The sequence below is a fragment of the Yersinia entomophaga genome (assembly GCF_001656035.1).
In the GTDB taxonomy this organism is placed as follows: Bacteria; Pseudomonadota; Gammaproteobacteria; order Enterobacterales; family Enterobacteriaceae; genus Yersinia; species Yersinia entomophaga.
In genome coordinates this window covers 473,028-499,528 of sequence record NZ_CP010029.1, presented here as the reverse complement: position 1 = coordinate 499,528, position 26,501 = coordinate 473,028, and the positions used below count along the sequence as shown (strand labels likewise).

The following is a 26,501-nucleotide window of genomic DNA, read 5'->3' as shown; positions in this document are numbered from 1 at the left end:
TTATCTGGCAACGAATGCAGATATTACCGGGTCACATAACCCTTTTTAGCGTTATCTACTTCAGGTTAAACAATAAGTTATCCTCCGTGAATATAAACGTCGCAAATCTGTTAAACGGCAACTACATTCTGCTGTTATTCGTAGTTCTCGCGCTGGGGTTGTGCCTCGGTAAATTACGGCTGGGCTCGGTCCAGTTAGGTAACTCTATCGGCGTATTGGTTGTTTCTCTACTATTGGGACAACAGCATTTCGCTATCAATACCGAAGCCCTGAACCTCGGGTTTATGCTATTTATTTTTTGTGTCGGCGTCGAAGCGGGCCCAAATTTCTTCTCTATATTCTTCCGTGATGGCAAAAACTACCTGATGCTGGCGCTGGTAATGGTCGGAAGCGCCATGGTTCTGGCGCTTGGGTTGGGTAAACTGTTCGGTTGGGACATTGGCCTCACCGCCGGTATGCTCGCCGGATCTATGACCTCGACGCCAGTGCTGGTCGGTGCCGGAGACACCCTACGCCATACCATTGCCAATAACCCGACGTTGCAACACGCACAGGATAACCTGAGCCTCGGCTATGCCCTAACTTACCTGATCGGTTTGGTTAGCCTGATTTTTGGCGCGCGTTATCTGCCAAAACTGCAACACCAGGATTTGCCGACCAGCGCCCAGCAAATTGCCCGTGAGCGCGGTCTGGATACCGATAGCCAGCGTAAAGTGTATTTGCCCGTGATCCGCGCTTACCGCGTCGGCCCGGAACTGGTAGCCTGGGCCGACGGCAAAAATTTACGCGAGCTGGGAATCTATCGTCAGACCGGCTGTTACATCGAACGTATTCGCCGCAACGGCATTCTGGCTAATCCGGACGGCGATGCGGTGTTACAGGTTGGCGATGAAATATCGCTAGTTGGCTACCCGGATGCTCATTCGCGCCTCGATCCCAGTTTCCGTAACGGTAAAGAAGTTTTCGACCGCGACCTTCTGGATATGCGTATTGTTACCGAAGAAATCGTGGTCAAAAACAGTAATGCGGTAGGTAAACGCCTGAGTCATTTGAAACTGACCGATCACGGCTGTTTCCTTAACCGTGTTATTCGCAGCCAGATTGAAATGCCTATAGATGACAGCATCGTATTGAATAAAGGCGATGTCTTGCAGGTCAGCGGCGATGCCCGTCGGGTCAAAAGCGTTGCGGAAAAAATCGGTTTTATTTCCATTCATAGTCAGGTCACCGATCTGCTGGCTTTCTGTGCCTTCTTTATTATTGGCCTGATGATTGGTCTGATTACCTTCCAATTCAGTAATTTCAGTTTCGGTATCGGTAACGCAGCAGGCTTGCTGATGGCCGGCATCATGCTGGGCTTCCTGCGAGCCAACCACCCGACTTTCGGCTATATCCCGCAGGGTGCGCTCAATATGGTGAAAGAGTTTGGGCTGATGGTGTTTATGGCTGGCGTTGGTCTGAGCGCCGGTGGCGGTATTAATAGCAGTCTGGGTGCCGTGGGTGGGCAAATGCTGATATCCGGCCTGATAGTCAGTCTGGTGCCAGTCATTATCTGCTTCCTGTTCGGTGCCTATATTTTACGAATGAACCGCGCACTATTATTCGGAGCAATTATGGGTGCCAGAACCTGCGCCCCTGCGATGGACATTATCAGCGACACGGCCCGCAGTAACATTCCAGCGTTGGGTTACGCGGGCACTTACGCCATTGCTAACGTATTACTGACCCTGGCCGGTTCGCTGATTGTGATTATCTGGCCGGGAATTTGGGGATAGCGCCGATCTATTTTCGGTGAAGGTACAATAAATTTTATATTTTTCGCATTCGGCAAGAACTTAATGGTTTAGCCGTAGTCTGAATTAGTGCCACTGCTTTTCTTTGATGTCCCCATATTGAGGAGCCCGATAGTCCCGCCTTCTTAGGTTCAAGACTAATCGGGTTTTTTCTTGCCTGAAATAAAGTAACCCTATAAACAACAAGATTAAATACTGATTCAGCTTAATGGCGGCAAATTGGCGGCAGCGTAGCTAAACACCTCTGCTCAGGCACAAAAAAACCGCCGTGCGGCGGCTGCGATTCGGCTGAATGACTGACGATCAGTTATGGCAACCCTGTCCACCGTCCATGTAGGAATCTCTCTCTCCGTTGATATATCTCTCTGGATCTTCACCAAACGGCAGTTTCCGAATGTTGGTAGAGAACGAAATAAATGCCTGCTGAAAACGTCCGTCTCGATACTGCATAATATCAACTTCGGTCTTGCCGTCAGCAGATGACCAGATGGTATTGGTCAAAGGCGCTGAAGCCGCAGCTGCGTTAGGATTCCAAAGATAATAGGTTTGCCCATCGATCACCAGATTACCTTCACTTGTTACATGCTGTGGCAAGGGTGAAATATCAGGGCACACGAAAGGTTTCGTTATGCTAACTCGCTCCGCAGCAGCACTGGCGCTCAATAAGGCAATACCGATAGCGTACAAAGGAACGAAAGTTTTGTTTAATCGACTCATCACATCTTCTTCTTAGTCGTTTTTCAGCGTTTATTATCCTGTTAATTTGCCCGGTTTTCAAAGTAATCAGCCCTTTTCCCTTGGCTGCACGCTCATTTCTCTCGCCCTAATCCTTAGCGTTACTAACACGCTGATTCCCTTTTCTAAAACGGCTCCTATCTGCGTCAGAAGCGCCCTAAGGCTTTCTTAATATAGAATTATTACAGTGGGACTATTATGAATATCCTGCTGGATTAACCGTGAAGAACAGTGAAAACACTCCATCATCATTAAATCAAGGCTCAACGGGAGTGATAATTAGGACAAACCCCCTTTACTCATTGCCGTTATCCTTTTACCTTTGGCAGGTTTTTGGGTTAACAATCAGCGGATTGGTGTTTCTGTGGTTATCTCGTAATGAACAACTCGACTTGCTGATAAGTGGCTATTGGTTTGATCCAAAAACCCAGAGTTTCCCTTGGGAACATAACTACTGGTTAGATTTGTTCAATCACCGGCTGTTAAAAATCACGATTATCAGCGCGGCCGTCTGCTCGCTATTTTGGGGAGTCTATCGCCGAAATTTTCGACTGGTGGTGACCACGATGCTGATCGGCGTTGGCCCTTTGGTTATTGGGATATTGAAATCTACCAGCGCTCATTCCTGTCCTTGGGATCTGGTGGAATACGGTGGAAAAGCCGCCAGCTACATATTAATGGATACAGCTCCGGCTGGCGCAGGCCCCGGTCACTGTTTCCCCGGAGGACATGCCTCCAGCGGTTTTGCGCTGATGGCCGTATTCTTCCTGTTTTATCCTGAACGCCCTCGCCTTGCTACGCTTTGCTGGATAGTCGGCGTATGTTTGGGAATGATAATGGGATTCGGTCAGGTCATGCGCGGGGCACATTTTCTGACTCATAACCTGTGGGCTGGGTGGTGGGTCTGGCTTAGCCAATTGGCTCTTTTTTGGTTGATTAGTGGTTATGACCACCGTCATTAAGGTACTGAGTAATGGAACAATTAAATCATTTTTTGTTTTCTCTGATTAACGCCACGCCCAATTCACCCGAGTGGTTGGTGAAGTTCGCCATTTTTATTGCCAGAGATCTGATCAGCATCATTCCATTACTGATGATCGGCCTATGGCTGTGGGGCCCGCGAGAACAAATGTCGCTACAGCGTCAGACCATCAGTAAAACCGCCATTGCGCTGATTTTTGCAATGCTTTCATCGGTCTGTATCGGTATGTTATTCCCGCATAATCGCCCCTTTGTCGATGGTTTCGGCTATAACTTTTTACCCCACGCACCGGACAGCTCCTTCCCCAGCGACCATGGCACCGCCATCTTTACCTTTGCGCTGGCCTTTTTATGCTGGCATCGGATTTGGTCCGGCATTGCCTTGCTGATCGTCGGGTTGGCCATAGCCTGGTCGCGGATCTACCTTGGTGTACACTGGCCGTTAGATATGGTCGGTGGCTTCTTGGTGGCAATCGTCGGCTGCTTATTTTCACAGTTACTGTGGAATCTGTTTGGCGATAACATCGCGAAAGGATTGGCGAATCTTTATCAACGCTGCTTCTCTTTTCCTATCAGTAAAGGTTGGGTAAAAGATTAATTTCTGCCAACTGTTCGCATTTTACCGGCAGAACCTCTGCCGGTTTGCTCGCAAGAATCTCTGTCTCTCAAGATAACTCATCATAAATCAGCCGGTTATATCTCCTATCTCTTTCATAGCAAGAACTAACACCATCACTAAATGTTATTTAAATAACAAAATATGGCTTTTACATGTGATATTAACAACATAAAGGTTGTCATTTGCGTTAAATGTTACTATTATCACAACAAATGATATTACCTACACAAACCAAGGACATTTTTTATGACTATCAACTATGCTAATTATATCGATCACACCCTATTAGCCATGGACGCCACCGAAGCGCAGATCGTCAAACTGTGTGAAGAAGCCAAACAACACCATTTCTACGCCGTTTGCGTAAACTCCGGCTATGTTCCTGTGGCAGCCAGCCAGCTTGCGGGCAGCGATGTGAAAGTTTGCTCGGTGATTGGCTTCCCTCTGGGCGCAGGTCTGACTTCCAGCAAAGTATTTGAAGCCAAGGCGGCTATCGAAGCAGGCGCACAAGAAATTGATATGGTGATTAATGTAGGTTGGTTAAAAAGCGGTAAAGTCGCTGAAGTTAAAGCAGATATTAAAGCCGTACGCGATATTTGCGCCGCTATTCCGTTGAAGGTAATATTGGAAACCTGCCTGCTCAGCAATGAGCAAATCGTTGAAGTTTGCGAAATGTGCCGTGAACTTGACGTTGCTTTTGTGAAAACATCTACAGGTTTCAGCACCGGCGGCGCCCGTGAAGAACATGTGAAATTGATGCGTGCTGCGGTAGGCTCGGATATGGGTGTTAAAGCTTCAGGTGCCGTGCGTGACCGCGCAACTGCCGAGAAAATGATTCTGGCCGGCGCAACGCGAATTGGTACAAGTTCAGGTGTAGCCATCGTATCTGGCCAGCAAGCGGCTGCGTCCAGCTACTAATTATCTTTAACCCGGCTTAGGCCGGGTTTACTTTGTTGGGAAGCGTTAATGGAAACTCGCCGTGCCGAACGTATTAATAAACTGACTCACGCTTTAAAACGTTCCGACAAAATTCATTTGAAAGACGCGGCCAGTTTGCTCCGAGTTTCAGAAATGACAATCCGTCGGGATCTTAGTGCGGAACCTTCTGCCGTGATTCTACTGGGCGGTTATGTGGTGATGGATCCCAAGTCGAACAGCGCTAACAACTATTTTGTTTCCGATCAGCAGGCAAAACAGGTAGAGGAAAAGCGCAAAATTGGGCAACTGGCCGCGCAGCTCATTGAAGAAAACGACACAATTTTCTTTGATTGCGGCACCACTATCCCACTAATTATCGACGAAATTCCCGAAGAGTTGACCTTCACTGCCCTCTGTTATTCGCTGAATACCTTTCTTTCGCTTCAAGATAAACCGAACTGCAAAGTGATCTTGTGCGGCGGCGAATTCAAGCCAAACAACTATATTTTCTCACCCATCGGCCAGCATAACGAGCTGGATAACGTTTGCCCGAACAAAGCCTTTATCTCTGCCGCCGGAGTGAGCATTGAATTCGGCGCAACCTGTTTTAACTTCGACGAAATTCCGTGGAAACAGCGCGCACTGAACAAATCTCAGCGCAAGATTCTGGTAGCCGATCACAGTAAATTCGGCCAAATCAAACCTGCCAGTATTGGGCCACTGACGCTATTTGATACTCTGGTCACCGACCGCCAGCCTGATGGCTCCTTCCGTTCGTTCTTTAACGAAACCAGCATAGAAATCCACAGTTAAACGACAATAGTTAGCAAACGCGGCTCTCATGTTCGATGTTTGGCGATCTTTGAGCCGAAAGTACCGTTTAGCGAATGAATTCCCCCTTTTCTATCCGACGGTAGAACTGAGTTTGATTAACTGACTTTATCCGTTCCTCATTCTGCCAAAATAGCAAATTATAAATATCATCACGTACTTTACTTTTCAGTTAGGGATTAAATTTTCACCCGATTGACGGCATAATTAAATAACCTTTTTTATATTATGGTTAATGACTTCCTGCCTATAAAAAACGCACTTCACTTTTAATGGTTGTTTATTAAATGTTCGAACAGTCGGTTTGAAAAGTAAATTATTTTAACATTTATTACTGCCAGACACCTTTAAGCACTAAAACTCGCCTTTTATATTGTCAGACAAAAGTAACTTGCCTCACTTTCATATGACAAATAAACCTTAAGTCAGTATTTAAAGCAAACTTGTCAAACAAATAGAATTTAACTCTTTCCTTTTACTCAGATATTTAACTGTTTATATAACAAACAGCGCTGCGTGATACTGATTAATATCAACACATTATCCCCCAACGGAAATAAACACTAATTTAAATTTAAAATCAATAAGTTATGTAATTTCTGTTGTTTTGACATTATGACTTTCGTCAATAAAATACTGAAAATTTCGATTTCCGCTAGATTCGACGCGCTGGTTAAAATATATTGCGCCTCAAGATATAAAGAGCAAAGGTTAAGTCGCTGACTCAATCTAAATTGAAATACAGTTTTGCTTTTTATCATTTATCATTTATCAAGCAGGTGCAGTACAAAACACTGAACATAATTGTAACAATTAGATGGAAATTCATAACAACTGGGTTTAAAGGCGTTTATTCAGCATTTGAGAGCATGATCACGGTACTTTTCACTATGAATCGTTATCTTGCCGCCAGCAAAAACCAGGGTACGAATTAGAACCATAAAAATATCAGCATAGAGAGACATCACTGCTCGCCGCGGATTAAATTTTATTTTTACGACTTCAGGTTATTTGCACTACTTAAAGAGAACCAAATCGACCTGATAAGATTTAAAACGCATTACTGTGACTGAATTTTTCATCTGATTATGCGACTTATAACGCACTAACAGGTATTTAACTTTCGGATCTTAATTTCAATTTCGTGTTCAAATCGGAGATCTTTATGGACACTACTCAAACTGGCACCATTTCATCCACGGGAAACACCAAAACCAGCACCTGGCGTAAAAGCGACACCATGTGGATGCTGGGTCTGTACGGTACGGCAATTGGCGCGGGCGTGCTTTTCCTGCCTATCAACGCCGGTATCGGTGGTTTACTGCCGTTAATCGTGATGGCTATCATCGCCTTCCCGATGACATTTTTCGCGCACCGCGGTCTTTGCCGCTTCGTTCTTTCCGGCAAAAACCCGGGCGAAGACATCACTGAAGTTGTTGAAGAACACTTCGGCGTTGGCGCAGGTAAACTGATTACTCTGCTGTACTTCTTCGCTATCTACCCAATTTTGTTGGTTTATAGCGTTGCGATTACCAACACTGTTGATAGCTTTATTACTCACCAGATGCACCTGCCTTCACCACCACGGGCTATTTTGTCCCTGATTTTGATCGTTGGTCTGATGACCATCGTTCGTTTTGGTGAAAACTTCATCGTAAAAGCGATGAGTATTCTGGTATTCCCGTTTGTTGCGGTACTGATGCTGTTGGCTCTGTACCTGATTCCAAACTGGAGCAGCGCTATCTTCCAAAACCTGTCTATCGACGGTAACGGTGTGGGCAACGGTATGCTGATGACCCTGTGGCTGGTTATTCCGGTCATGGTGTTCTCCTTTAACCATTCCCCTATCATCTCTGCATTTGCGGTAGCAAAACGTGAAGAATACGGTCAGGACGCTGAGAAGAAATGTTCTCGCATTCTGGCATACAGCCACATCATGATGGTTTTGACCGTGATGTTCTTCGTATTCAGCTGCGTTCTGAGCCTGTCTCCAGCAGATTTGATGGAAGCCAAAGCACAGAACATTTCTATTCTGTCTTACCTGGCTAACCACTTTAATACCCCGATGATTGCCTACATGGCACCGGTTATTGCCTTTATTGCTATTACCAAATCTTTCCTGGGCCACTATCTGGGTGCTCGTGAAGGTTTCAACGGCATGGTGGTTAAATCTCTGCGTAGCCGCGGTAAAACCATTAACGGCGACAAACTGAACCGCATCACTGCGCTGTTCATGCTGGTCACAACCTGGATCGTTGCAACCCTGAACCCAAGCATTCTGGGCATGATCGAAACTCTGGGTGGCCCGGTTATCGCGATGATTCTGTTCCTGATGCCAATGTATGCGATTCACAAAGTTCCAGCGATGCGCAAATACAGTGGCCATATCAGCAACGTATTCGTTGTGATTATGGGTCTGATTGCCATCTCAGCAATTCTGTTCAGCCTGTTCAAATAAGACTGTTCGGCCGGTGCGCTGCGCTGGCCACTTTTCGCTACCGTTCATCTTTAGGACGGTAAAACAGTTAGCAGTAGACTTAAAGTTTCAAAAGCCGGTGCGATCGTACCGGCTCCCCACTCCACGGTAATGTAAGCAATTTCATAATTAACGCCTTTAACACGAAGGAGGCGAGTATATGGTCAGCGTTTTTGACATTTTTAAGATTGGTATTGGTCCTTCCAGCTCACACACAGTCGGCCCGATGAAGGCTGGTAAGCTGTTTACCGATGACTTGATCGCACTAGGGCATCTTTCTGCCGTTACCCGAATTTCCGTAGACGTTTACGGTTCATTATCCCTGACCGGTAAAGGTCACCATACCGATATTGCTATTATTATGGGCCTGGCAGGGAATCTGCCGGATACCGTTGATATCGATAGCATTCCGGAGTTTATCCGTGATGTTGAACACCGTGAGCGTCTGCTACTGGCTCAGGGCGCTCATGAGGTGGATTTCCCGCTACATGGGGGAATGAATTTCCACGAAACCAACTTGCCACTGCACGAAAATGGTATGTCCATCAGTGCCTTTGCCGGTGACAAACTGCTGTACAGCAAAACCTATTACTCCATCGGCGGCGGCTTTATCGTTGACGAAGAGAATTTTGGCAAAGCAGCCAGCAATCAAGTTTCTGTACCTTATCCATTCAATTCAGCCCGTGATTTACAGAAACACTGTAAAGAAACCGGTCTGTCTCTGTCTGGATTAGTGCTGCAAAATGAACTGGCATTGCATACCAAAGAAGAGCTAAACGCGCACTTTTCCGCCATTTGGGAAGTGATGAAAAGCGGTATCGAGCGTGGTATCAATACCGAAGGTTTGTTACCTGGGCCAATGCGAATTCCACGCCGCGCCGCAGCCCTGCGCCGTATGCTGGTGACCAACGACAAAAATAACACCGATCCGATGATGGTAGTGGACTGGATTAACATGTATGCGCTGGCGGTGAACGAAGAAAATGCGGCCGGTGGGCGTGTCGTTACCGCACCAACTAACGGTGCCTGCGGTATCATTCCGGCGGTATTGGCGTATTACGATAAGTTTATTCGTCCGGTTAACGAAAACTCATATAGCCGTTTCTTCTTGGTTTCCGGCGTTATTGGTGCGCTATATAAAATGAACGCCTCTATTTCTGGCGCAGAAGTGGGCTGTCAGGGCGAGGTGGGCGTAGCCTGTTCGATGGCAGCAGCGGGTTTGGCTGAACTGATGGGCGGTAGCCCGGCGCAGGTGTGTATCGCCGCAGAAATTGCGATGGAGCATAACCTTGGGCTGACCTGCGATCCGGTTGCCGGGCAGGTTCAGGTGCCTTGTATCGAACGTAACGCTATTTCAGCGGTACAAGCCGTCAACGCTGCTCGTATGGCTCTGCGCCGTACCAGCGAGCCTAGCGTATGCCTGGATAAAGTCATTGAAACCATGTACGAAACCGGGAAGGACATGAACGCCAAGTATCGCGAAACTTCTCGCGGCGGGCTGGCGATTAAAATCGTTCCCTGCGACTGATCGGTTTTTCTGCTTCTAACCGGTTTTATACTGAATCAGTTTTATAGTGATAGTCGCTTTAGTACTGAAAATAAAACAGGGCTGCATTTATTTATTGCGGCCCTGTTTTTTTATCGCTGAATTTAACCTAGGTCGCGATTATCCAAAGATACCGCCGAACCATTGGCTAAATTTCATCATCACAAAGTCCCAGATGCGGCTAAGGAAGCCCCCTTCTTTCACTTCGTTCATCACCACCAGCGGACGCTGTTCGATGCTTTTACCATTTAGCTGGAAATCGATCACGCCAACCTTCTGATTTTTAGCCAAAGGCGCACGAAGCTCGGTAGAATCTAATTTATAGCTGGCCTTCAGGTTTTTCATTTGCCCTTTCGGAATGGTGATAGCCGCATCCTGCGCTACGCCCAAATCAACCTGACCGGTATCGCCAAACCAGACTTTCTGAGTCACGAAGGCTTTGTCGGTTTTAATCGGCACCACGGTTTCGTAAAAGCGGAAGCCCCAGCTCAACAGTTTTTCACTTTCGCTAAAACGTACTCTGTCACTTGGAGCACCTAATACCACGGAAATCAAACGCATAGGACCATCGGTAGCCGAAGCAACCAGATTATGGCCAGCGCCTGCGGTATAACCGGTTTTCATACCATCGACGTTAAGATTGCTGTTCCACAACAGACGATTACGGTTGATCTGACGAATCTTGTTAAAGGTAAACTCTTTCTCTTTATGTAACGCATATTCTTCCGGTACGTCGCGAATCAGCGCCTGCCCCAATACCGCCATATCCCGCGCGGTACTGTACTGCCCTTCCGCATCCAGGCCGTGTACCGTCAGGAAGTGAGTATTATCCAGCCCCAGAGCTTTGGCGTAGTTATTCATCAAACCAACAAAACTGTCCTGACTGCCAGCAATATAATCAGCCAGTGCAATACTGGCATCGTTACCTGATTGAATAACAATGCCTTTATTCAGATCCATCAATTTGACCTGATCGCCCGGTTTTAAAAACATTAACGACGAACCGCGCAATGCCGGATTACCGGTAGCCCAAGCGTCTTTACCCACGGTAACCGTATCATCAGGATGGACTTTGCCCGCTTTAATCGCTTGCCCAATCACGTAGCTGGACATGATTTTAGTCAGGCTGGCCGGATCCAGACGCTGGTCCGGATTGTTCTGAGCCAATATTTTGCCGCTGTTGTAATCCATCAATACGTAAGCTTTAGCATCAATGGGAGGAGCCGGTTGCTCATCTGCCGCTCTGACGGCAGGTAACGCCAGCAACAGTAAACCGGCACTGAAAGTGACGTTTTTTAGCTTGGAGGAGATTGTATATTTCATCATGAGGTCGCCAGAGTATCCTTGCAAATAATAGGAAATAAGCGGTATTCCCAGAACTAAGCCGTTATTCAATACGTAAAAAAATCGCGTTTTTTCACTAGGGTAGAGACTTTAGCTTAGTCAAAATTTCATACCCTCTTTAAATCTATCCGATAACGACCACAAAGGGGTGATGTTTTGCGCTTATTTACGCTTGGTCATGTTTTCAATGGCTACACGGCTAAACATCTTGATAGCTGTACGGCTTTCCATCTAAGCACCCAAACGTCTTAAAACCTCACTTTATATAACCAAAAGAAATATAAGAGGGTTATTTGTTATTTTTAGCGACTAAGTAACAGGCGCTATGCTCTCGCCATCGTTTACCCGTTCTTTTGGCTTCTGGAGCAGTTATGGCAATCCCGCGTTCAGTCATCGATCTTATTGGACACACTCCCCTGCTGGAACTCACGCACTTTGATACTGGTCCTTGTCAGCTGTTTGTGAAACTGGAAAACCAGAACCCCGGTGGCTCGATTAAAGATCGCGTGGCGCTATCAATGATTGAACAGGCAGAGCGTGACGGTGATTTACAGCCGGGCGGTACCATTATCGAAGCCACCGCGGGTAATACCGGTTTGGGATTAGCGTTAGTCGCGGCATTAAAAGGGTACAAACTGATTCTGGTAGTGCCGGACAAGATGAGCCAGGAAAAAATCTTCCATCTTCGAGCATTGGGCGCGCAGGTGCTGTTGACTCGTTCCGACGTGGGTAAAGGCCATCCGGCCTATTATCAGGATTACGCGCTACGACTGTCACAGGAAATACCCGGCGCGTTTTATATAGATCAGTTTAATAATCCGGCCAACCCTGCGGCTCACCGTAACGCCACCGGCCCAGAATTATTCGAACAAATGGAAGGTCAGGTAGATGCCATCGTGGTTGGCGTTGGTTCCAGCGGAACGCTTAGCGGTTTAAGCCAGTATTTCGCCGAAGTGGCCCCCAATACTCAATTTGTTCTGGCCGATCCGTTAGGCTCTATTTTGGCGGATTACGTCGCGAAAGATCGGATCGGAGAAGCCGGTAGCTGGCTGGTGGAAGGCATTGGTGAAGATTTTATTCCCCCCCTTAGCAATTTCTCGCAGGTTACGAAATCCTACCAAATCGATGATGCGGAAGCCTTTGCCACCGCCCGCCGTCTGTTGCAAGAAGAAGGCGTGCTGGCCGGTTCCTCCACCGGAACTCTGCTAGCGGCTGCCCTGCGCTATTGTCAGGAACAAACCGAGCCGAAACGCGTCGTCACCTTCGTTTGCGATAGTGGCAATAAATATCTTTCGAAAATGTTTAACGATTACTGGCTGCTGGAACAGGGTTTACTGACTCGCCCGAAGCACGGCGATCTGCGCGATTACATCACCTATAGCCACGAGGACGGCGCTACCGTTTCGGTTTCACCGCAAGATTCGCTGGCGGTAGTTCATGCTCGTATGCGTCTTTACGATATTTCCCAACTACCGGTACTGGAAAACGAACGCGTCGTCGGTTTGATTGACGAATGGGATTTGCTTAATAGCGTGCAAAAAGATGCCCGCCATTTCAATTTAGCGGTCAGCGAAGCAATGACGCGGCAGGTAAAGACCTTACAGAAAGAAGCGAGTTACACCGACTTGCTCACCACATTCGATCAGGGACATGTGGCTATCGTGCTGGACGGGGAGCGTCTTCTCGGCCTGATTACCCGCACCGATGTGCTAAATGCCCGCCGCCAGGCACTGGCTTAATTTATATTTCAAGGACCTTATTATGGCAAAGTTTGACACCCTGACTGTACACGCCGGTTATACCCCAGACAGCACTGGCGCAGTGATGCCCGCGATTTACGCGACCTCCACTTTCGCTCAACCCGCACCGGGAGAGCATACCGGCTACGAATATTCCCGCAGCGGCAATCCGACCCGTAGCGCGTTGGAAAAGGCCATTGCTGAGCTGGAAAACGGCACGCGAGGCTACGCTTTTGCCTCCGGTCTGGCGGCTTGTTCGACGGTGTTAGAGTTATTGGATCAGGGCAGCCATATTGTCGCCGTGGACGATCTGTACGGCGGCACTTATCGCCTGCTGGAAAAAGTGCGCAATCGCACCGCTGGCCTGCGCGTAACCTACGTTTCACCAGCGGATACCACCGCGCTGGAACAGGCGATTCAACCAGATACTAAAATGATTTGGGTAGAAACGCCCACCAATCCGTTACTAAAACTGGCTGATTTGGCCGCCATCGCCGCAATTGCTAAAAAACATCAATTAATCAGCGTGGCGGATAACACCTTTGCCTCGCCTTACATCCAACGCCCGCTGGATTTGGGTTTTGATATTGTGGTGCATTCAGCCACTAAATATCTGAACGGCCATTCGGACGTGGTAGCCGGTGTCGCTGCGGTAGGAAATAACTCAGAATTAGCGGAACAACTCGGTTTTTTACACAATGCGGTAGGCGGGATTCTCGATCCGTTCAGCAGTTTCCTGACGCTGCGCGGCCTGCGGACTCTAGCGTTGCGTATGGCACGCCACAATGAAAGCGCGTTGCATATCGCTCAGTGGCTGGAACAGCAACCGCAGGTGGAAGCGGTGTATTATCCGGGGTTGAAAAGTCATCCTCAGCATCAGTTGGCGCGTCAGCAAATGTCCGGTTTTGGCGGCATGATCGCCGTGCGGCTGAAAGGCGAACCCGAGTATGCCCGCGAAGTGATTAAACGTTCTCATCTGTTTACGTTAGCGGAAAGTTTGGGCGGTGTTGAAAGCCTAATCAGCCTTCCTTACAGCATGACCCACGCTTCGATACCCTTGGATATTCGCCTTAAACACGGCATTACGCCGCAGTTATTACGTCTTTCCGTCGGAATTGAAGATACCGAAGACCTGATCGCCGATTTAGCGCAGGCATTGGCGGGTTAATCCCAGCCAGAATAGATCTCAGTCACCAACGGCCTGCTATCGGGCCGTTTATCAATCGGTTTTTTAACCTTCCGCCAGTATTTCACTGACCGTTTTTCCTACCAATTTAACCGCTTGCTCAATTTCGTCCGTCATCGGTTTGCTAAAACATAGCCTCAGAGAATTACGGTATTTCCCCGACGCCGAGCTGATAAAACCGGCGGCGATCTGCACTTTGTGAGGCAATAAAATGCGGTTAAGGCGCAAAGAGTCAAACCCTTCCGGCAGTTCTACCCACAGCATAAAACCGCCCTGCGGCCGACTCAGACAAGTGCTGGGCGGAAAATATTTGGTCACCCAATGGGTCATAATATCGAGATTTTGCTGATACTGACGGCGCATCCGTCGCAGGTGCTGAGTGAAATCTCCCTGTCGAATAAACTCCGCTACCGCCAATTGCTGTAACGTAGGGGTTCGACCAGCAGTAATGTATTTAATATGTAACGCTTTTTCTAAATAGCGCCCCGGCGCAATCCAGCCAACGCGCAGCCCCGGAGCCAACGTCTTGGAAAATGAGCTGCACAGTAACACTCGTCCATCGTCGTCAAACGAGGCAATAGTCGCCGGTCGCGGATATTGGTAGGCCAGCGAACCGTAAACATCGTCTTCAATAATGGCGATATCGTAACGCTGAGCCAAAGTGAGTAAGGCTTTTTTACGCCCATCCGGCATATTGTAACCCAACGGATTATTGCAGGTGGGGGTAAGCTGAACGGCTTTGATCGGCCACTGTTCCAGCGCCATTTCCAACGCTTCCAGACTAATGCCGATCACCGGATCCGTTGGGATTTCAATCACTTTCATCCCCATGCCTTTCAGACTTTGCATGGCGCCATGAAAGCTGGGTGAATCAACGGCGACTATATCCCCAGGCTGACATACCGCCCCCAAGGCAATCGCTAAAGCACCGTGGCAACCGGCGGTAATAATAATATTTTCCGCTGACTGGTGATTGCCGCTATCCAGCATCAGGCGGGCAATTTGCTCGCGCAAAATCAGGCTTCCCTGCAAACTGCCATAAGCCATGATGGCTTCACTTTGGTGCAAACTGATGCGGCTAAGCAACCGACTGAGCACCTTTAAGCCGGGGCCTGAACTATCGGGCGTACCTGAGCCTAAATGCAATACGTCTTCTTCGGTACTGTCATGGAGAAATGCCAGCGTGTGTTCCCACTGCGAGATTTCTACCGGCCTCTGAGCATGGCGGCAAACCGCAGGCAGTTCCGGACGGCGTGGATTCCCGCGCACAAAATAGCCAGATTTGGCTCTGGCCTCTATCAATAGACACTTTTCCAAAGAACGATAAGCCTGCTGGACCGTACTGATGCTAACGCCGTGCTCCTCGCTTAGCAGTCTGACGGAAGGTAAACGTTCACCACAAGAATACAAACCCTGTTCAATACGCTCGCTGAGAATATCAGCCAATTGTTGATAACGTGTCACAAATAGCACCACCTGAAAATTGATAACCAGTACAGATGGCGCAATTTCTCACCATTCAGTTCATTTATCTCACATCTGTATGGAAATAATAGTCCCTATTTGCATCTGTAATGTTTTTAGCCAAAGCCTCATGCTGATATTCCACCGATAAGGAGTCACGAGCTATGAGCAATATGGTTAATAATCAGATGGATAAATGCCATTCACCCCAATCACAGGATAAAGAAAATCGGCGAAATGTTTTACTGCGTTTCAGCCTAAAAATAGGGAATGCTTTGTATGATTGGAACCAACGGCGGCTGGCAATGCATACGCTGCAAAGACTCACTGAAACCCAGCTACGGGATATTGGTATGAGCCGCAGTGATATTAAGCGTGACTATAATCGACCATTTTGGAAATAAAACGCCGCGGTGTCAGCATAAGAGAAATACAACAGCCCGCGTGGCCTGCGGGCTGGTATGGGTTTGAGTGGTTAAAACGCGTTATATTAGCGTCGATGCGCTAAAGACCTCACCCAGCGATCGCCCAGACTTTGTACTCCCTGAACCAAAATCACCAGTACCACTAAGGTGGCAACCATCACTTCATTATTAAATCGCTGATAACCATAGCGAATGGCTAAATCGCCCAGTCCGCCGCCGCCTATCACGCCTGCCATGGAAGAAAATCCCACCAGCATCACTACCGTTAACGTCACCCCAGCTAACAGCGCCGGTAGAGCCTCCGGCAGTAAAACCTTCTGGATGACGTGCCACGCCGAACCGCCCATAGATAAAATCGCTTCGATACGCCCTTTATCCACTTCGTCCAATGCCGCTTCGACTACGCGGGCAAAAAAAGGAATGGCACCTAAAGTAATAGGCACCACTGCCGCCGTACTGCCTAGCGTGGTGCCGATGATCCAGCGGGTAACCGGAATCAACGCGATCAACAGCACCACAAACGGCATGGAACGCCCCAGATTCACGATTGCGCCAATCAAAGCATTGATACGCGATAGGGGAAAAACGCCGTCTTTACGGGATATAAACAGCAGAATACCCAAAGGTAAACCGATTACTAAGGTGAAGAACGTGGCCAATATCACCATATACAAAGTCTCACCGGTGGCATTTGTGATCAAATCCACTAATTCCTGCCAATCCATACCGTTACTCATATCAATTCCGCCCTCACGCCGCGTTCGTTTAGAAATTGCAGCACTTCAGCCAGATTTAACCCGCCTTCCGGATGACTAAAATCCACCTGCAAACGCCCAACCCGTTGACCGCCAATAGATTCTACGCCGCCGCCCAGCAATCTGACGCCAACCGCATGCTGATGCGCCAATGCGCTTAACACCGGCGAAGCCAATAACGTATCGAAGAAGGTCAATTCCGCTACCGGCGTACCGCTCAACAGCTCGCTGCCGCAGGTCGGCAACAGTGATTTTCCAAGGCGTGATGCAGGATCAGCCAGCAAATCTGCAATAGCGCCGGTTTCAATCACTCGGCCTTTCTCCATCAATGCCGCGTAATGACAGATGGATTTCACCACTTCCAGTTCATGGGTAATCAGCACTATGGTTAAACCTAATTGCTGATTAATGTTTCTAAGCAACGCCAGAATAGAAGCGGTAGTTTCCGGATCAAGCGCGCTGGTCGCTTCGTCAGACAGCAGATAATTCGGTTTGGCCGCCAACGCCCTAGCGATACCTACCCGCTGTTTTTGCCCGCCGGAAAGCTGGGAGGGAAAAGCCTCGGCTTTATCCAATAATCCGACCAACGCCAACAGCTCGGTAACTCGCCGTTTTCGCTCGGTTTTTCCTATGCCGATAATTTCCAGCGGCACCGCTACGTTGTCGCTGACATTGCGCGAGTGCAGCAGATGGAAATTTTGAAAAATCATACCAATATTCTGACGCTCGACGCGCAGCGCTTTATCACCAAGAGTGGTCAATTCGTGGCCATCAAGCTGAATACGGCCTGAACTGGGCCGCTCCAACAAATTTAAGCAACGGATTAAGGTACTTTTCCCCGCGCCGCTGCGCCCCACTATGCCGAACACCGAACCGGTAGGCACCGTCAGCGAAATATCCTGTAGGGCAACCATCGGCTGCCCAGCATGCTGATAGGTTTTACTCAGCCGTTCGATGGCGATCATGATTTACTGTCCACGGCGACCACAGGGATGACTGATCCGGCATACTTTTCGGCGATGAACTTAGCCACCTGCGGCGACTGTAAATCTCTAACTAACTGTCTGATACGTTGATCATTTTCTAAGGCAGGCGTCGTCACCAGAATATTGGCATAAGGATTGCCAGCGGCTTTTTCCAGCCCAAGCGCATCTTTCGCTGGATTTAACCCCGCCTCTAACGCGTAATTTCCGTTAATGACTGCCAAATCAACATCGTCCAGCGAACGAGGAATCTGCGGCGATTCTATTTCCAGCACCTTCAATTGCTTGGGATTACCGGCAATATCCTTCGGCGTAGCCTGATGTTTAGCCGGATCGGTAAATCCTGCTTTTAGCGTGATAAGACCCTGATCTTGTAATAAATATAGAGCGCGACTCAGGTTAGTAACATTATTGGGTACGGCGATCGTGCCCTTTTCCGGTACGTCGGCGAAAGTTTTATACTTATGGGAATAAATACCCAGCGGCTCCACGTGAACCGTCGCGACGATGGCAAATTTTTGCCCTAGCGCCTGTTCCTGTGAATGGAGATAAGGCGCATGCTGGAAATAATTGGCATCCACATCGCCATGTGCCAACAGTTCGTTAGAATTCACACCGTTCGGAATTTCAATCACCTTCAGATTCAGCGACGGATCCAATGTCTGCACAAACTGTAAAATCTCGGCGTGAGGCACCGGATCGGCAGCCACCCGTAAGGCATTTGCCGCATAAGCTTGAGCAGAAAGGGAAAATGCCAGCGTCGTGATCAGCGCGGTACGCGCGAAACCCATTGCAAACGTATTATTCATCGTTATTACCTCAGGCAATTTATTCGGTTATCAGCAATAGGGTTAAGCTATCGTTAGTTCGGCAGCGGCTAACACATCCGGGTAGTAGCGTTGAGCTACATCAGGATGGGAACGTAAGCGCCCTTTCAAATAGTTAACGCCGACGTCCCGAAATAGCGGGTTGAGCGGATCGCTAGCGGGACCGTTGGCCTCAGCCGCCAAATGTTCGGGCAACTGATACAAGGGCACCACTGCATCCAGACGCGCCCCAAGGAAAAAGGCAATAGACAGACGATCGACACCCGCCGGCGGCGTTTCAACCCGATGCACAGTGGCGCGCAGATAACCGTTGGTCGCCAGCTCCAGCAACTCACCGATGTTGACAACAAAAGTGTTTTCCAACGGCTCGGCATCAATCCATAAGCCGTCTTCCACCTCAACCTGCAACCCCTTTTGGTGATCCTGTAGCAAGAAACTCAGGAAGCCTGAATCCTTATGAGCGCCCACCCCCTGCCCGCTTTGGGTAGTTTCCCGCCCCGGATAGCGAATCAGTTTGATATGCTCATTAGGTTTATCGCCATAAAGCTCATCAAAAGCGTGTTCGTCCAGTTCCAACGCCAGCGCAAAAGCCTGTAGCAAATGCAGCGCCATTTGAGTCATCTCTGCTTGCCATTGTAGCAATAGAGGCTTCAATTCCGGCAAAGCTGGCGGCCACTGATTTGGCCCCTGTAAACGCGCCCAACCGGGCGTTTCCGGACGCAGTTCCAAAGGTGAACGCTCCGCGCCGATATCAAACTGTTCGCGCCAGTCTGGTTGCCCGCGGGTCAGCTCCGAAGCGGCTCGGTTATATCCGCGAAAATGAGGGGAATGCACCATCTCCACCGCCAGTTTATCGGCGGTGGGTAAGTTAAAGAAACGTCGGGAAAGGTTCTGAATTTGCCGTGACAGCTCGGGATCGACTCCGTGTCCGGTCAGGTAGAAAAAGCCAATATCTCGCGCAGCATGGCGTAATTCGGTCAAAAATGCCTGGCGCTGCGTTTCTCCGCGCTTAAGCTGAGACAGATCCAGAAGAGGTAGACGGTAAGAGGTTGGTTGGCGACTCATTTTTTACTCCGATAGTATGATTATTCCGCGTTTTATCCTGCTCAGAACCCATGAATACCGGACAACAATACAAACGAATAACAAACATAATCTGCTCCTAAGCTGTGGGGAAAACAGACTGACGACAAGGTTCTTGTGGAGTAAAAATCGCCTCTCATTAAGAGCATTCTCGTCTATCTACTTAACAATCTATATCCAAACGATATATACAATTAACACGCAAAATCTGCCCGCCACCAATATCTTTAGGTTCTATGTTATTTCTTTCACGGCGAATGATGTGCGCGGAAAGAGTAAAGAATATCCGTGAAAATCCTTCGAAATGCCGCTTTTCGCCATTAAACGGTCACATTTTTGACTTATTCTTTGTCTCTTTTTCCGCCGAAGGACAGATTGAAGACAGCAAATCTTTTGCCGTAACCCATTACCTAAGCCATAGGAAACAGCGGTTTCGTTTACTCTTAGGTGGTGTATTCAATGCGCTACTCAGTATTCATTCACCGGATTACTTTACGGTTAATGGCTTTGTCACTGTGGTTGTTCCTGGCCCAGGCTCATCCCCCCGACAGTGCCACGCTTTAACAGTCATAATTGCATTGAGAGGTAGTCCATGGACCTGGCCTTATTTGATTTAGATGAAACCTTGATTTGTGAAGACAGTGCCAGCCTGTGGTTGCGCTGGTTAGTGGCGAAAAAACGGGCTCCGCTGTCTTTGCTAAAAAAAGAACAGGAATTGATGCAGGATTATTATCGCGGTCAGCTTTCCATGGAATGTTACATGCACGCCACGCTGGCTCCGCTAGTCGGCTATTCCATACAAGAAGTGACAGGTTGGGTTGAAAGTTTTATTCAGCAGGAAATTTTGCCGCGAGTATATCCGCAGGCGCAGGAGCAGTTGGATTGGCATCGACAGCGGGGAGATCATATTCTGATTATCTCGGCCAGCGGCGAGCATTTAGTCGCACCTATTGCTCGCCAATTAGGCGCCGATACTGCGTTGGCCATTGGTGTCGCGCTGGAAGATAACCGGATTACCGGAGATACCTACGGCGTACTCACTTTTCGCGAAGGTAAGGTTGCGCGCATCAATGAGTGGCTGAAAAACTCGCCACCTCTCTGTTTTTCCAATACTTATGGCTACAGCGACTCAATAAACGATAGGCCAATGTTGGAGTTTGTAGATTACGCGACGGTTATCAATCCCAATAACCAATTGGCAGATCTCGCCATTCTCAACGAATGGAATATCGCTCATTGGCACGGTGAGTATTTGATACACAATCATACTTCTTTAGGCTATGAAACCGGCTTATAGTGACGATAACACTTCGATTATACCGAATCATTCAGGTCAATAAGTGAGGAATCAATGTTGACAGTATGGGGTAGAAACAATTCCACCAACGTAAAAAAAGTATTGTGGTGTCTGGAAGAATTGGGCATTGAATATCAGCAAATTGATGCCGGCGGCAAATTTGGCAAGCTGGACGACCCAAATTACCGTTCACTAAACCCTAACGGGCTGATTCCCTGCCTGCAAGACGGCGACTTTATTTTGTGGGAATCTAACACGATCGTCCGCTATATTGCATTGAAATACGGCGAAAAGAGCACACTTTACCTAGCAGACATCCAACAGCGTGCCAGCGCAGAAAAATGGATGGATTGGGCTCAGGCTTTAGCCGCTCCGTTCAAAGCTGCATTTGTTGGTTTGGTACGAACTCCGCCGGAACAGCAGGATAAACAGAAGATTCAGCAGGGCATAAAAGAATGGGATGCTCTGATGGGGATTGCAAACGGCGAATTGGAAAAACAGCCTTATTTATCTGGCCAACACTTTGGTGTCGGAGACATTCCTCTGGGTTGCATCGCTTATGCCTGGTTCAATTTACCGATCGAACGCAGCCACCATCCGCATCTGGCACGTTGGTATCAGCAAATCAGCCAGCGTCCGGCGTTTAAGCAAGTGATCGAGATTGGATTAAGCTGAATTTTACTCTGTCAAAAGGATCAGATTTCGGTTGATATCATCCAGTTCAAGATTAACCAAACGACTGCAAACCGAAATCCGATCCCCACACCGTTTCACACTAACGACTAGCTTACCGGCATTCTTTCTGGATCCGGATAAGTGTACTCAAACCCCAGTTCGCTGCATATCCGGCTACCGTCAACCAGACGGCTGGGCTGCTCTTCCTCTTCAGCAGCAAACTCCGGTGGTGCGAGTTGCAATGTTCGGGCAAACTCAGGGTAAAAATCTTTTTTGGCCGGATGCTTAGGCGCACATAAATTGTAAGTATGTCCGCCTTTGGGTAACTTCAGCAGCAGTTCAATGGCAGCGATCACGTCATCCTGATGAACCAGATTCACTCCTTGCGAACCGCCTTTTACGCCCGTTTTTCCCGCCAGGAAACGCCCCGGATGACGTTCATTGCCCACCAATCCGGCAAGCCGAAGAATATCAACAGAAGTATGGGGCAATCGATGCAGCCATTGCTCTAATTCCACCAGCGTTTTCCCCGCCACCGAAACCGGATTCAGCGGCGAATCTTCTTTCACTTTTCCAACGGTATCTCCATAAACCGAGGTGGAACTGGTGAAAATAATGCGTGGAATACCATAAACCAGAGCACTATCAACCACCTGCTGCACCGCCAGAAAATAGTTTTCGCCCCCCTCTGCGGTGCGGCTAGCGGGCAAGGTCACGACCAAGGCGTCAGCATCGAAAAGATGTGGTAAATCTTCCGGATCACAAATCAGCTCCGGCGTCAGAACCAACTGATAACACTCAATACCGCTCATGCGGGCTGCATCTACACCGTCAGGCGTTGTTTTGCTCCCTACCACCTGAATGCCACGCCGCAGCAAGGACTGGGCCAACGGCATTCCCAACCAGCCTAAACCTATGATAGCGACCTTTTTCATCAATCTGCTCTCCTGCCTGTGCAGTAAAAACTCATGGCTCAGGCTCCTAAGCCATTGGGCTACGGCCGAGTCGTCTTCCATTCATCATGCCAAATTACCCTCAAATCAGGATAATACCAAGGCGTAACAAGCTAAATATACGGCTTACAAATTCCACGCCAGCAATGATTCATCTGAATAAGAGGATAGCCCCGAACCACATGGGTTATCATGCGTGAAATAAAATCATCTTAATAAAAAAAGATTGCTTTCACATCATCAGATAGTTTAGGTTGATTGACAGAGCAAACGATACTTTACAAATTCTGGTTATCGGCAGCGAGTCCATAACCCCAAGTGAGAAACCATTATGAATCGCGTTCAATTTAATCACCATCATCACCATCATCCTGACTAGTCTGACAGGCCGATGTGTGCTGGAAGACGGTTAACGAATCTTCCAGGTGGCGTAAGAACGCATTAAAGAAAGCCCTCGGAAGATCATCTTCCGAGGGCTTTTTTGTTGCCCAAAACTTTTGAATTTAAATGAATAAGTTATGAGGTTTACCATGTTAGATAAAACACGTTTACGTATCGCAATGCAGAAATCAGGCCGCCTGAGCGAAGATTCCCAAGAACTGCTGTCACGCTGCGGTATCAAAATCAACCTGCAACAACAGCGCCTGATTGCCTTCGCAGAGAACATGCCTATCGATATCCTGCGCGTTCGCGATGACGATATCCCCGGTCTGGTTATGGACGGCGTAGTCGATTTGGGCATTATTGGCGAAAACGTACTGGAAGAAGAATTACTTAACCGCCGCGCCCAAGGGGAAGATCCTCGTTACTTTACCCTGCGCCGCCTGGATTTTGGTACTTGCCGCCTGTCTCTGGCGACCCCGCTGGATGCGGAATATAGCGGCCCACAATGCTTGCAAAATAGCCGAATTGCCACCTCTTACCCGCACCTGCTAAAGCAATACCTTGATAAACAAGGCGTCCGTTTTAAATCCTGTTTACTGAATGGCTCCGTTGAAGTGGCTCCCCGCGCGGGTCTGGCCGATGCCATCTGCGATTTAGTCTCTACCGGTGCAACATTGGAAGCCAACGGGCTGCGAGAAGTAGAAGTAATTTATCGTTCAAAAGCCTGTTTGATTCAACGAGATGGCGAAATGCCAGAAGCTAAACAGCAGCTAATCGACCGACTGATGACCCGAATTCAAGGCGTTATTCAAGCTCGAGAATCGAAATACATCATGATGCACGCGCCGAGCGAACGTCTGGATGAAATCATTACCCTACTTCCAGGCGCCGAACGCCCAACGATTCTGCCATTGGCCGGTGATAAAAGCCGCGTAGCCATGCACATGGTTAGTAGCGAAACCCTGTTCTGGGAAACCATGGAGAAACTAAAAGCACTGGGCGCCAGCTCTATTTTGGTCCTTCCTATTGAAAAGATGATGGAGTAAACCATGCAGCCGACGAACTTCAATACTCTGATCGACTGGCAGCAATGCAGTTTAGAACAGCAAAAAGCGTTACTGACACGCCCGGCAATCAACGCCTCAGAGCGTATTACTGCCGCGGTGAATGAGATATTGGATCGGGTGAAAAGCGAGGGTGATAGCGCCCTGCGCGACTTCAGCCAGCGTTTTGACAAAGTGCAGGTAGCCGATATTCGTATCAGCGCTGCCGATATTGCCGCCGCTTCCGCACGTCTGAAGGATGATGTTAAACAGGCAATGGCGCAGGCGGTACGCAATATTGAAATTTTCCATAAAGCACAAAAAACGCCGCTGGTTGACGTCGAAACCCAGCCGGGAGTGCGCTGCCAGCAAATCACGCGCCCTATCGCTTCCGTCGGCCTGTATATTCCAGGCGGTTCTGCCCCGCTGCCTTCAACCGTATTAATGTTGGGAACCCCAGCTCGCATCGCCGGATGTAAACGCGTAGTGCTATGTTCACCGCCGCCGATTGCCGATGAAATTCTCTATGCCGCGCAGCTTTGTGGCATTGAAGAAGTGTTCCAGCTTGGCGGTGCACAGGCTATTGCCGCCATGGCTTTTGGCAGCGAATCCGTACCCAAAGTGGACAAAATCTTCGGGCCGGGCAATGCCTATGTCACGGAAGCGAAACGTCAGGTTAGTCAACGCCTCGACGGCGCAGCTATTGACATGCCCGCAGGTCCGTCAGAAGTGCTGGTGATTGCCGATAGCGGCGCTACGCCAGCCTTTGTTGCTTCAGATTTGCTTTCTCAGGCAGAGCATGGCCCTGATTCTCAGGTGATTTTGCTGACTCCGGATGCCGCCATTGCTCAGGCCGTTGCCGTTGAAGTGGAAAAACAGCTAGCTCAGCTTTCTCGTTCTTCTATCGCCCGTCAGGCGCTGGAAAGCAGTCGTCTGATTGTCACCAAAGATCTCCAGCAATGTATTGATATCAGTAACCAATACGGTCCGGAGCACTTGATTCTGCAAACGCGTGAACCCGAAAAAATGGTCGCTCTGATTGATAACGCTGGTTCGGTATTCCTTGGCGATTGGTCTCCGGAATCCGCTGGCGATTACGCCTCCGGCACCAATCACGTATTACCGACTTACGGTTATACCTCGACTTATTCAAGTTTAGGCTTGGCAGACTTCGTAAAACGCATGACTGTGCAACAGTTAACACCGCAAGGTTTACTGGATTTAGCGCCGACCATTGAAACTCTGGCGCAGGCTGAACAGTTAACGGCCCATAAAAATGCCGTTACCCTGCGAGTTACCGCCCTTAACGCCATTAAAAAGGAGTCAAAATGAGTGCGTCTATTATCGAACTGGCCCGCGCCAATGTGCGCGAGCTGACTCCTTATATGTCTGCGCGCCGACTGGGCGGTAACGGCGATGTATGGCTAAACGCCAACGAATATCCGCAAGCGCCGAACTTTACCTTAACGGCGCAAACCTTTAACCGTTACCCAGAATGTCAGCCTAAGCAAGTCATTGAACGCTATGCCGATTATGCAGGCATAGCGGCCGATCAAGTCTTGGTCAGCCGAGGCGCAGACGAAGGTATCGAACTGTTGATTCGTGCCTTTTGCGAACCGGGTCAGGATGCCATTTTATTTTGCCCACCGACCTATGGCATGTATTCGGTCAGCGCAGAAACCTTTGGCGTAGAACGGCGTACCGTACCCGCTAAAGAAGACTGGCAGTTGGACTTACCGGCGATTGCCGACAGTCTAGATGGCGTAAAAGTCCTTTATGTCTGTAGCCCAAACAATCCCACCGGCAACCTGATTAATCAACAGGACTTGCGTCAGGTACTGGAGTTGGCCAAAGACCGCGCTGTGGTGGCGATAGATGAGGCTTATATCGAGTTTTGCCCGCAGGCTAGCGTCAGCGAATGGTTAAAAGATTATCCGAATTTAGTGATTTTGCGCACGCTATCTAAAGCTTTTGCTTTAGCCGGTTTACGCTGTGGCTTTACGCTAGCTAACAACGATATTATCCAGCTGCTACTTAAAGTGATTGCTCCTTATCCGCTTTCCACTCCGGTGGCGGATATCGCAGCGCAGGCACTGAGTCCGCAAGGTATCGCCACCATGCGCCAGCGAGTGGCCGAGATACGAACAACTCGCGAATGGTTCATCGGCGAATTGCAAAATTGCGACTGCGTAGAACAGGTGTTTACCAGTGAAACCAACTATGTTCTGGCACGATTTTCTGCTTCCAGTAGCGTGTTTAAAAGCTTGTGGGATCAAGGTATTATCCTGAGAGACCAGAATAAACAGCCGGGATTGTCTGGGTGCCTGCGTATCACTATCGGCACTCGTCAGGAATGCGAACGGGTTATTTCAGCCCTAGCCACTTTACCCGGTATAAATAGCCCCAATGCAACCAATACATCATCATCCAGCCTTTGAAGGGAA

General features: G+C 48.7%; 24 protein-coding genes and 1 other annotated feature. Of the genes, 16 read left to right on the top strand and 8 right to left on the bottom strand.

The genetic code is table 11. The features are described 5' to 3' along the window. Positions 1-86: 86 nt before the first annotated feature. Positions 87-1,775: an aspartate:alanine antiporter gene (locus PL78_RS02395; RefSeq protein WP_049596833.1), complete on the top strand. Its 1,689-nt coding sequence runs from the start codon at positions 87-89 to the stop codon at positions 1,773-1,775. 321 nt (positions 1,776-2,096) lie between these two features. Here the strand turns inward: PL78_RS02395 and PL78_RS02390 are convergent, their stop codons facing one another. Then, a complete protein-coding gene (locus PL78_RS02390; protein ID WP_064512809.1) occupies positions 2,097-2,510 on the bottom strand; it encodes a hypothetical protein in 414 nt (137 codons plus the stop codon). Between the two features lie 320 nt (positions 2,511-2,830). On the opposite strand from PL78_RS02390, the gene PL78_RS02385 reads away from it, so the two are divergent. The 6 genes from PL78_RS02385 (at position 2,831) to PL78_RS02360 (ending at position 9,881) form a co-directional block, all read left to right on the top strand. Further along, positions 2,831-3,490, top strand: a complete 660-nt coding sequence (locus PL78_RS02385; RefSeq protein ID WP_064512806.1) for a phosphatase PAP2 family protein — start codon at positions 2,831-2,833, stop codon at positions 3,488-3,490. An 11-nt stretch (positions 3,491-3,501) separates the two neighbouring features. Next, positions 3,502-4,107: an undecaprenyl-diphosphate phosphatase gene (ybjG, locus tag PL78_RS02380; RefSeq protein WP_064512805.1), complete on the top strand. Its 606-nt coding sequence runs from the start codon at positions 3,502-3,504 to the stop codon at positions 4,105-4,107. 267 nt (positions 4,108-4,374) lie between these two features. After that, positions 4,375-5,046, top strand: a complete 672-nt coding sequence (gene deoC / locus PL78_RS02375; RefSeq protein ID WP_064512803.1) for a deoxyribose-phosphate aldolase — start codon at positions 4,375-4,377, stop codon at positions 5,044-5,046. Between the two features lie 48 nt (positions 5,047-5,094). Further along, positions 5,095-5,859: a DNA-binding transcriptional repressor DeoR gene (deoR, locus tag PL78_RS02370; protein ID WP_064512802.1), complete on the top strand. Its 765-nt coding sequence runs from the start codon at positions 5,095-5,097 to the stop codon at positions 5,857-5,859. A 1,183-nt stretch (positions 5,860-7,042) separates the two neighbouring features. Beyond that, a complete protein-coding gene (locus tag PL78_RS02365; protein WP_064512800.1) occupies positions 7,043-8,335 on the top strand; it encodes an HAAAP family serine/threonine permease in 1,293 nt (430 codons plus the stop codon). Positions 8,336-8,513: 178 nt separating this feature from the next. Beyond that, positions 8,514-9,881: an L-serine ammonia-lyase gene (locus tag PL78_RS02360; protein ID WP_064512798.1), complete on the top strand. Its 1,368-nt coding sequence runs from the start codon at positions 8,514-8,516 to the stop codon at positions 9,879-9,881. Between the two features lie 138 nt (positions 9,882-10,019). On the opposite strand, the gene PL78_RS02355 is transcribed toward PL78_RS02360, so the two are convergent. Then, complete coding sequence (locus PL78_RS02355; RefSeq protein ID WP_064512796.1) at positions 10,020-11,225, bottom strand: serine hydrolase; 1,206 nt, start codon at positions 11,223-11,225, stop codon at positions 10,020-10,022. A 389-nt stretch (positions 11,226-11,614) separates the two neighbouring features. Between PL78_RS02355 and PL78_RS02350 the strand changes: the two genes are divergently transcribed. Then, the gene (locus PL78_RS02350; RefSeq protein ID WP_064512795.1) at positions 11,615-12,982 is read left to right on the top strand and encodes a pyridoxal-phosphate dependent enzyme; all 1,368 of its coding nucleotides are present in this window, start codon (positions 11,615-11,617) and stop codon (positions 12,980-12,982) included. A gap of 22 nt (positions 12,983-13,004) precedes the next feature. Continuing rightward, entirely contained in the window at positions 13,005-14,150 is a 1,146-nt protein-coding gene (locus PL78_RS02345; protein ID WP_064512793.1) for a trans-sulfuration enzyme family protein, read from the top strand. Between the two features lie 63 nt (positions 14,151-14,213). On the opposite strand, the gene PL78_RS02340 is transcribed toward PL78_RS02345, so the two are convergent. Then, the gene (locus PL78_RS02340) at positions 14,214-15,632 is read right to left on the bottom strand and encodes an aminotransferase-like domain-containing protein (protein ID WP_064512791.1); all 1,419 of its coding nucleotides are present in this window, start codon (positions 15,630-15,632) and stop codon (positions 14,214-14,216) included. A gap of 164 nt (positions 15,633-15,796) precedes the next feature. Here PL78_RS02340 and PL78_RS02335 point away from each other — a divergent pair, with 164 nt between their 5' ends. Further along, on the top strand, positions 15,797-16,036 hold the full coding sequence (locus PL78_RS02335) for a DUF1127 domain-containing protein (RefSeq protein ID WP_064512789.1): 240 nt from the start codon (positions 15,797-15,799) through the stop codon (positions 16,034-16,036). A gap of 86 nt (positions 16,037-16,122) precedes the next feature. Here the strand turns inward: PL78_RS02335 and PL78_RS02330 are convergent, their stop codons facing one another. The 4 genes from PL78_RS02330 to PL78_RS02315 are packed head-to-tail and all read right to left on the bottom strand — an operon-like array spanning position 16,123 to position 19,687. Next, on the bottom strand, positions 16,123-16,794 hold the full coding sequence (locus PL78_RS02330; RefSeq protein ID WP_064512787.1) for a methionine ABC transporter permease: 672 nt from the start codon (positions 16,792-16,794) through the stop codon (positions 16,123-16,125). Beyond that, entirely contained in the window at positions 16,791-17,777 is a 987-nt protein-coding gene (locus PL78_RS02325) for a methionine ABC transporter ATP-binding protein (protein WP_064512785.1), read from the bottom strand. The genes PL78_RS02330 and PL78_RS02325 overlap by 4 nt, the downstream gene beginning before the upstream one ends. Next, positions 17,774-18,586: a MetQ/NlpA family ABC transporter substrate-binding protein gene (locus PL78_RS02320; RefSeq protein WP_371112904.1), complete on the bottom strand. Its 813-nt coding sequence runs from the start codon at positions 18,584-18,586 to the stop codon at positions 17,774-17,776. Before PL78_RS02320 ends, PL78_RS02325 begins: the two co-directional genes overlap by 4 nt. A gap of 60 nt (positions 18,587-18,646) precedes the next feature. Next, the gene (locus tag PL78_RS02315; RefSeq protein ID WP_064512781.1) at positions 18,647-19,687 is read right to left on the bottom strand and encodes an isopenicillin N synthase family dioxygenase; all 1,041 of its coding nucleotides are present in this window, start codon (positions 19,685-19,687) and stop codon (positions 18,647-18,649) included. Positions 19,688-20,297: 610 nt separating this feature from the next. Here PL78_RS02315 and PL78_RS02310 point away from each other — a divergent pair. Both PL78_RS02310 and PL78_RS02305 read left to right on the top strand, forming a co-directional pair. After that, positions 20,298-21,002, top strand: coding sequence for an HAD family hydrolase (locus tag PL78_RS02310; protein ID WP_064512779.1), 705 nt, complete (start codon positions 20,298-20,300; stop codon positions 21,000-21,002). A gap of 54 nt (positions 21,003-21,056) precedes the next feature. Further along, positions 21,057-21,677 (top strand): glutathione S-transferase family protein, encoded by a 621-nt coding sequence (locus PL78_RS02305; RefSeq protein ID WP_064512778.1) that lies wholly within the window; start codon positions 21,057-21,059, stop codon positions 21,675-21,677. A gap of 107 nt (positions 21,678-21,784) precedes the next feature. Here the strand turns inward: PL78_RS02305 and PL78_RS02300 are convergent, their stop codons facing one another. Then, positions 21,785-22,612 carry an SDR family oxidoreductase gene (locus PL78_RS02300; RefSeq protein ID WP_064512776.1) on the bottom strand — a complete coding sequence of 276 codons (828 nt, stop codon included), beginning with the start codon at positions 22,610-22,612 and terminating at the stop codon, positions 21,785-21,787. A 349-nt stretch (positions 22,613-22,961) separates the two neighbouring features. On the opposite strand from PL78_RS02300, the gene hisL reads away from it, so the two are divergent. The 4 genes from hisL to hisC all read left to right on the top strand — a co-directional run bounded on the left by hisL (position 22,962) and on the right by hisC (position 26,495). After that, positions 22,962-23,009 carry a his operon leader peptide gene (gene hisL, locus PL78_RS20105; protein WP_002231208.1) on the top strand — a complete coding sequence of 16 codons (48 nt, stop codon included), beginning with the start codon at positions 22,962-22,964 and terminating at the stop codon, positions 23,007-23,009. After that, positions 22,985-23,115 (top strand) — a sequence feature (His leader region). (Overlaps the previous gene by 25 nt.) A 45-nt stretch (positions 23,116-23,160) precedes the next feature. Next, entirely contained in the window at positions 23,161-24,060 is a 900-nt protein-coding gene (gene hisG / locus PL78_RS02295; RefSeq protein ID WP_049596582.1) for an ATP phosphoribosyltransferase, read from the top strand. Positions 24,061-24,063: 3 nt separating this feature from the next. Then, on the top strand, positions 24,064-25,389 hold the full coding sequence (gene hisD / locus PL78_RS02290) for a histidinol dehydrogenase (protein ID WP_064512774.1): 1,326 nt from the start codon (positions 24,064-24,066) through the stop codon (positions 25,387-25,389). Next, a complete protein-coding gene (gene hisC, locus PL78_RS02285) occupies positions 25,386-26,495 on the top strand; it encodes a histidinol-phosphate transaminase (RefSeq protein ID WP_064512772.1) in 1,110 nt (369 codons plus the stop codon). The genes hisD and hisC overlap by 4 nt, the downstream gene beginning before the upstream one ends. Positions 26,496-26,501 lie beyond the last annotated feature (6 nt).

Bases quoted from the DNA above. Each gene is read 5' to 3' on its own strand.
- PL78_RS02390 (WP_064512809.1), bottom strand. From the start codon at position 2,510: ATGAGTCGATTAAACAAAACTTTCGTTCCTTTGTACGCTATCGGTATT.
- ybjG (WP_064512805.1), top strand. From the start codon at position 3,502: ATGGAACAATTAAATCATTTTTTGTTTTCTCTGATTAACGCCACGCCC.
- deoC (WP_064512803.1), top strand. From the start codon at position 4,375: ATGACTATCAACTATGCTAATTATATCGATCACACCCTATTAGCCATG.
- deoR (WP_064512802.1), top strand. From the start codon at position 5,095: ATGGAAACTCGCCGTGCCGAACGTATTAATAAACTGACTCACGCTTTA.
- PL78_RS02365 (WP_064512800.1), top strand. From the start codon at position 7,043: ATGGACACTACTCAAACTGGCACCATTTCATCCACGGGAAACACCAAA.
- PL78_RS02360 (WP_064512798.1), top strand. From the start codon at position 8,514: ATGGTCAGCGTTTTTGACATTTTTAAGATTGGTATTGGTCCTTCCAGC.
- PL78_RS02355 (WP_064512796.1), bottom strand. From the start codon at position 11,225: ATGATGAAATATACAATCTCCTCCAAGCTAAAAAACGTCACTTTCAGT.
- PL78_RS02350 (WP_064512795.1), top strand. From the start codon at position 11,615: ATGGCAATCCCGCGTTCAGTCATCGATCTTATTGGACACACTCCCCTG.
- PL78_RS02345 (WP_064512793.1), top strand. From the start codon at position 13,005: ATGGCAAAGTTTGACACCCTGACTGTACACGCCGGTTATACCCCAGAC.
- PL78_RS02335 (WP_064512789.1), top strand. From the start codon at position 15,797: ATGAGCAATATGGTTAATAATCAGATGGATAAATGCCATTCACCCCAA.
- PL78_RS02330 (WP_064512787.1), bottom strand. From the start codon at position 16,794: ATGAGTAACGGTATGGATTGGCAGGAATTAGTGGATTTGATCACAAAT.
- PL78_RS02325 (WP_064512785.1), bottom strand. From the start codon at position 17,777: ATGATCGCCATCGAACGGCTGAGTAAAACCTATCAGCATGCTGGGCAG.
- PL78_RS02320 (WP_371112904.1), bottom strand. From the start codon at position 18,586: ATGGGTTTCGCGCGTACCGCGCTGATCACGACGCTGGCATTTTCCCTT.
- PL78_RS02315 (WP_064512781.1), bottom strand. From the start codon at position 19,687: ATGAGTCGCCAACCAACCTCTTACCGTCTACCTCTTCTGGATCTGTCT.
- PL78_RS02310 (WP_064512779.1), top strand. From the start codon at position 20,298: ATGGACCTGGCCTTATTTGATTTAGATGAAACCTTGATTTGTGAAGAC.
- PL78_RS02305 (WP_064512778.1), top strand. From the start codon at position 21,057: ATGTTGACAGTATGGGGTAGAAACAATTCCACCAACGTAAAAAAAGTA.
- PL78_RS02300 (WP_064512776.1), bottom strand. From the start codon at position 22,612: ATGAAAAAGGTCGCTATCATAGGTTTAGGCTGGTTGGGAATGCCGTTG.
- hisG (WP_049596582.1), top strand. From the start codon at position 23,161: ATGTTAGATAAAACACGTTTACGTATCGCAATGCAGAAATCAGGCCGC.
- hisD (WP_064512774.1), top strand. From the start codon at position 24,064: ATGCAGCCGACGAACTTCAATACTCTGATCGACTGGCAGCAATGCAGT.
- hisC (WP_064512772.1), top strand. From the start codon at position 25,386: ATGAGTGCGTCTATTATCGAACTGGCCCGCGCCAATGTGCGCGAGCTG.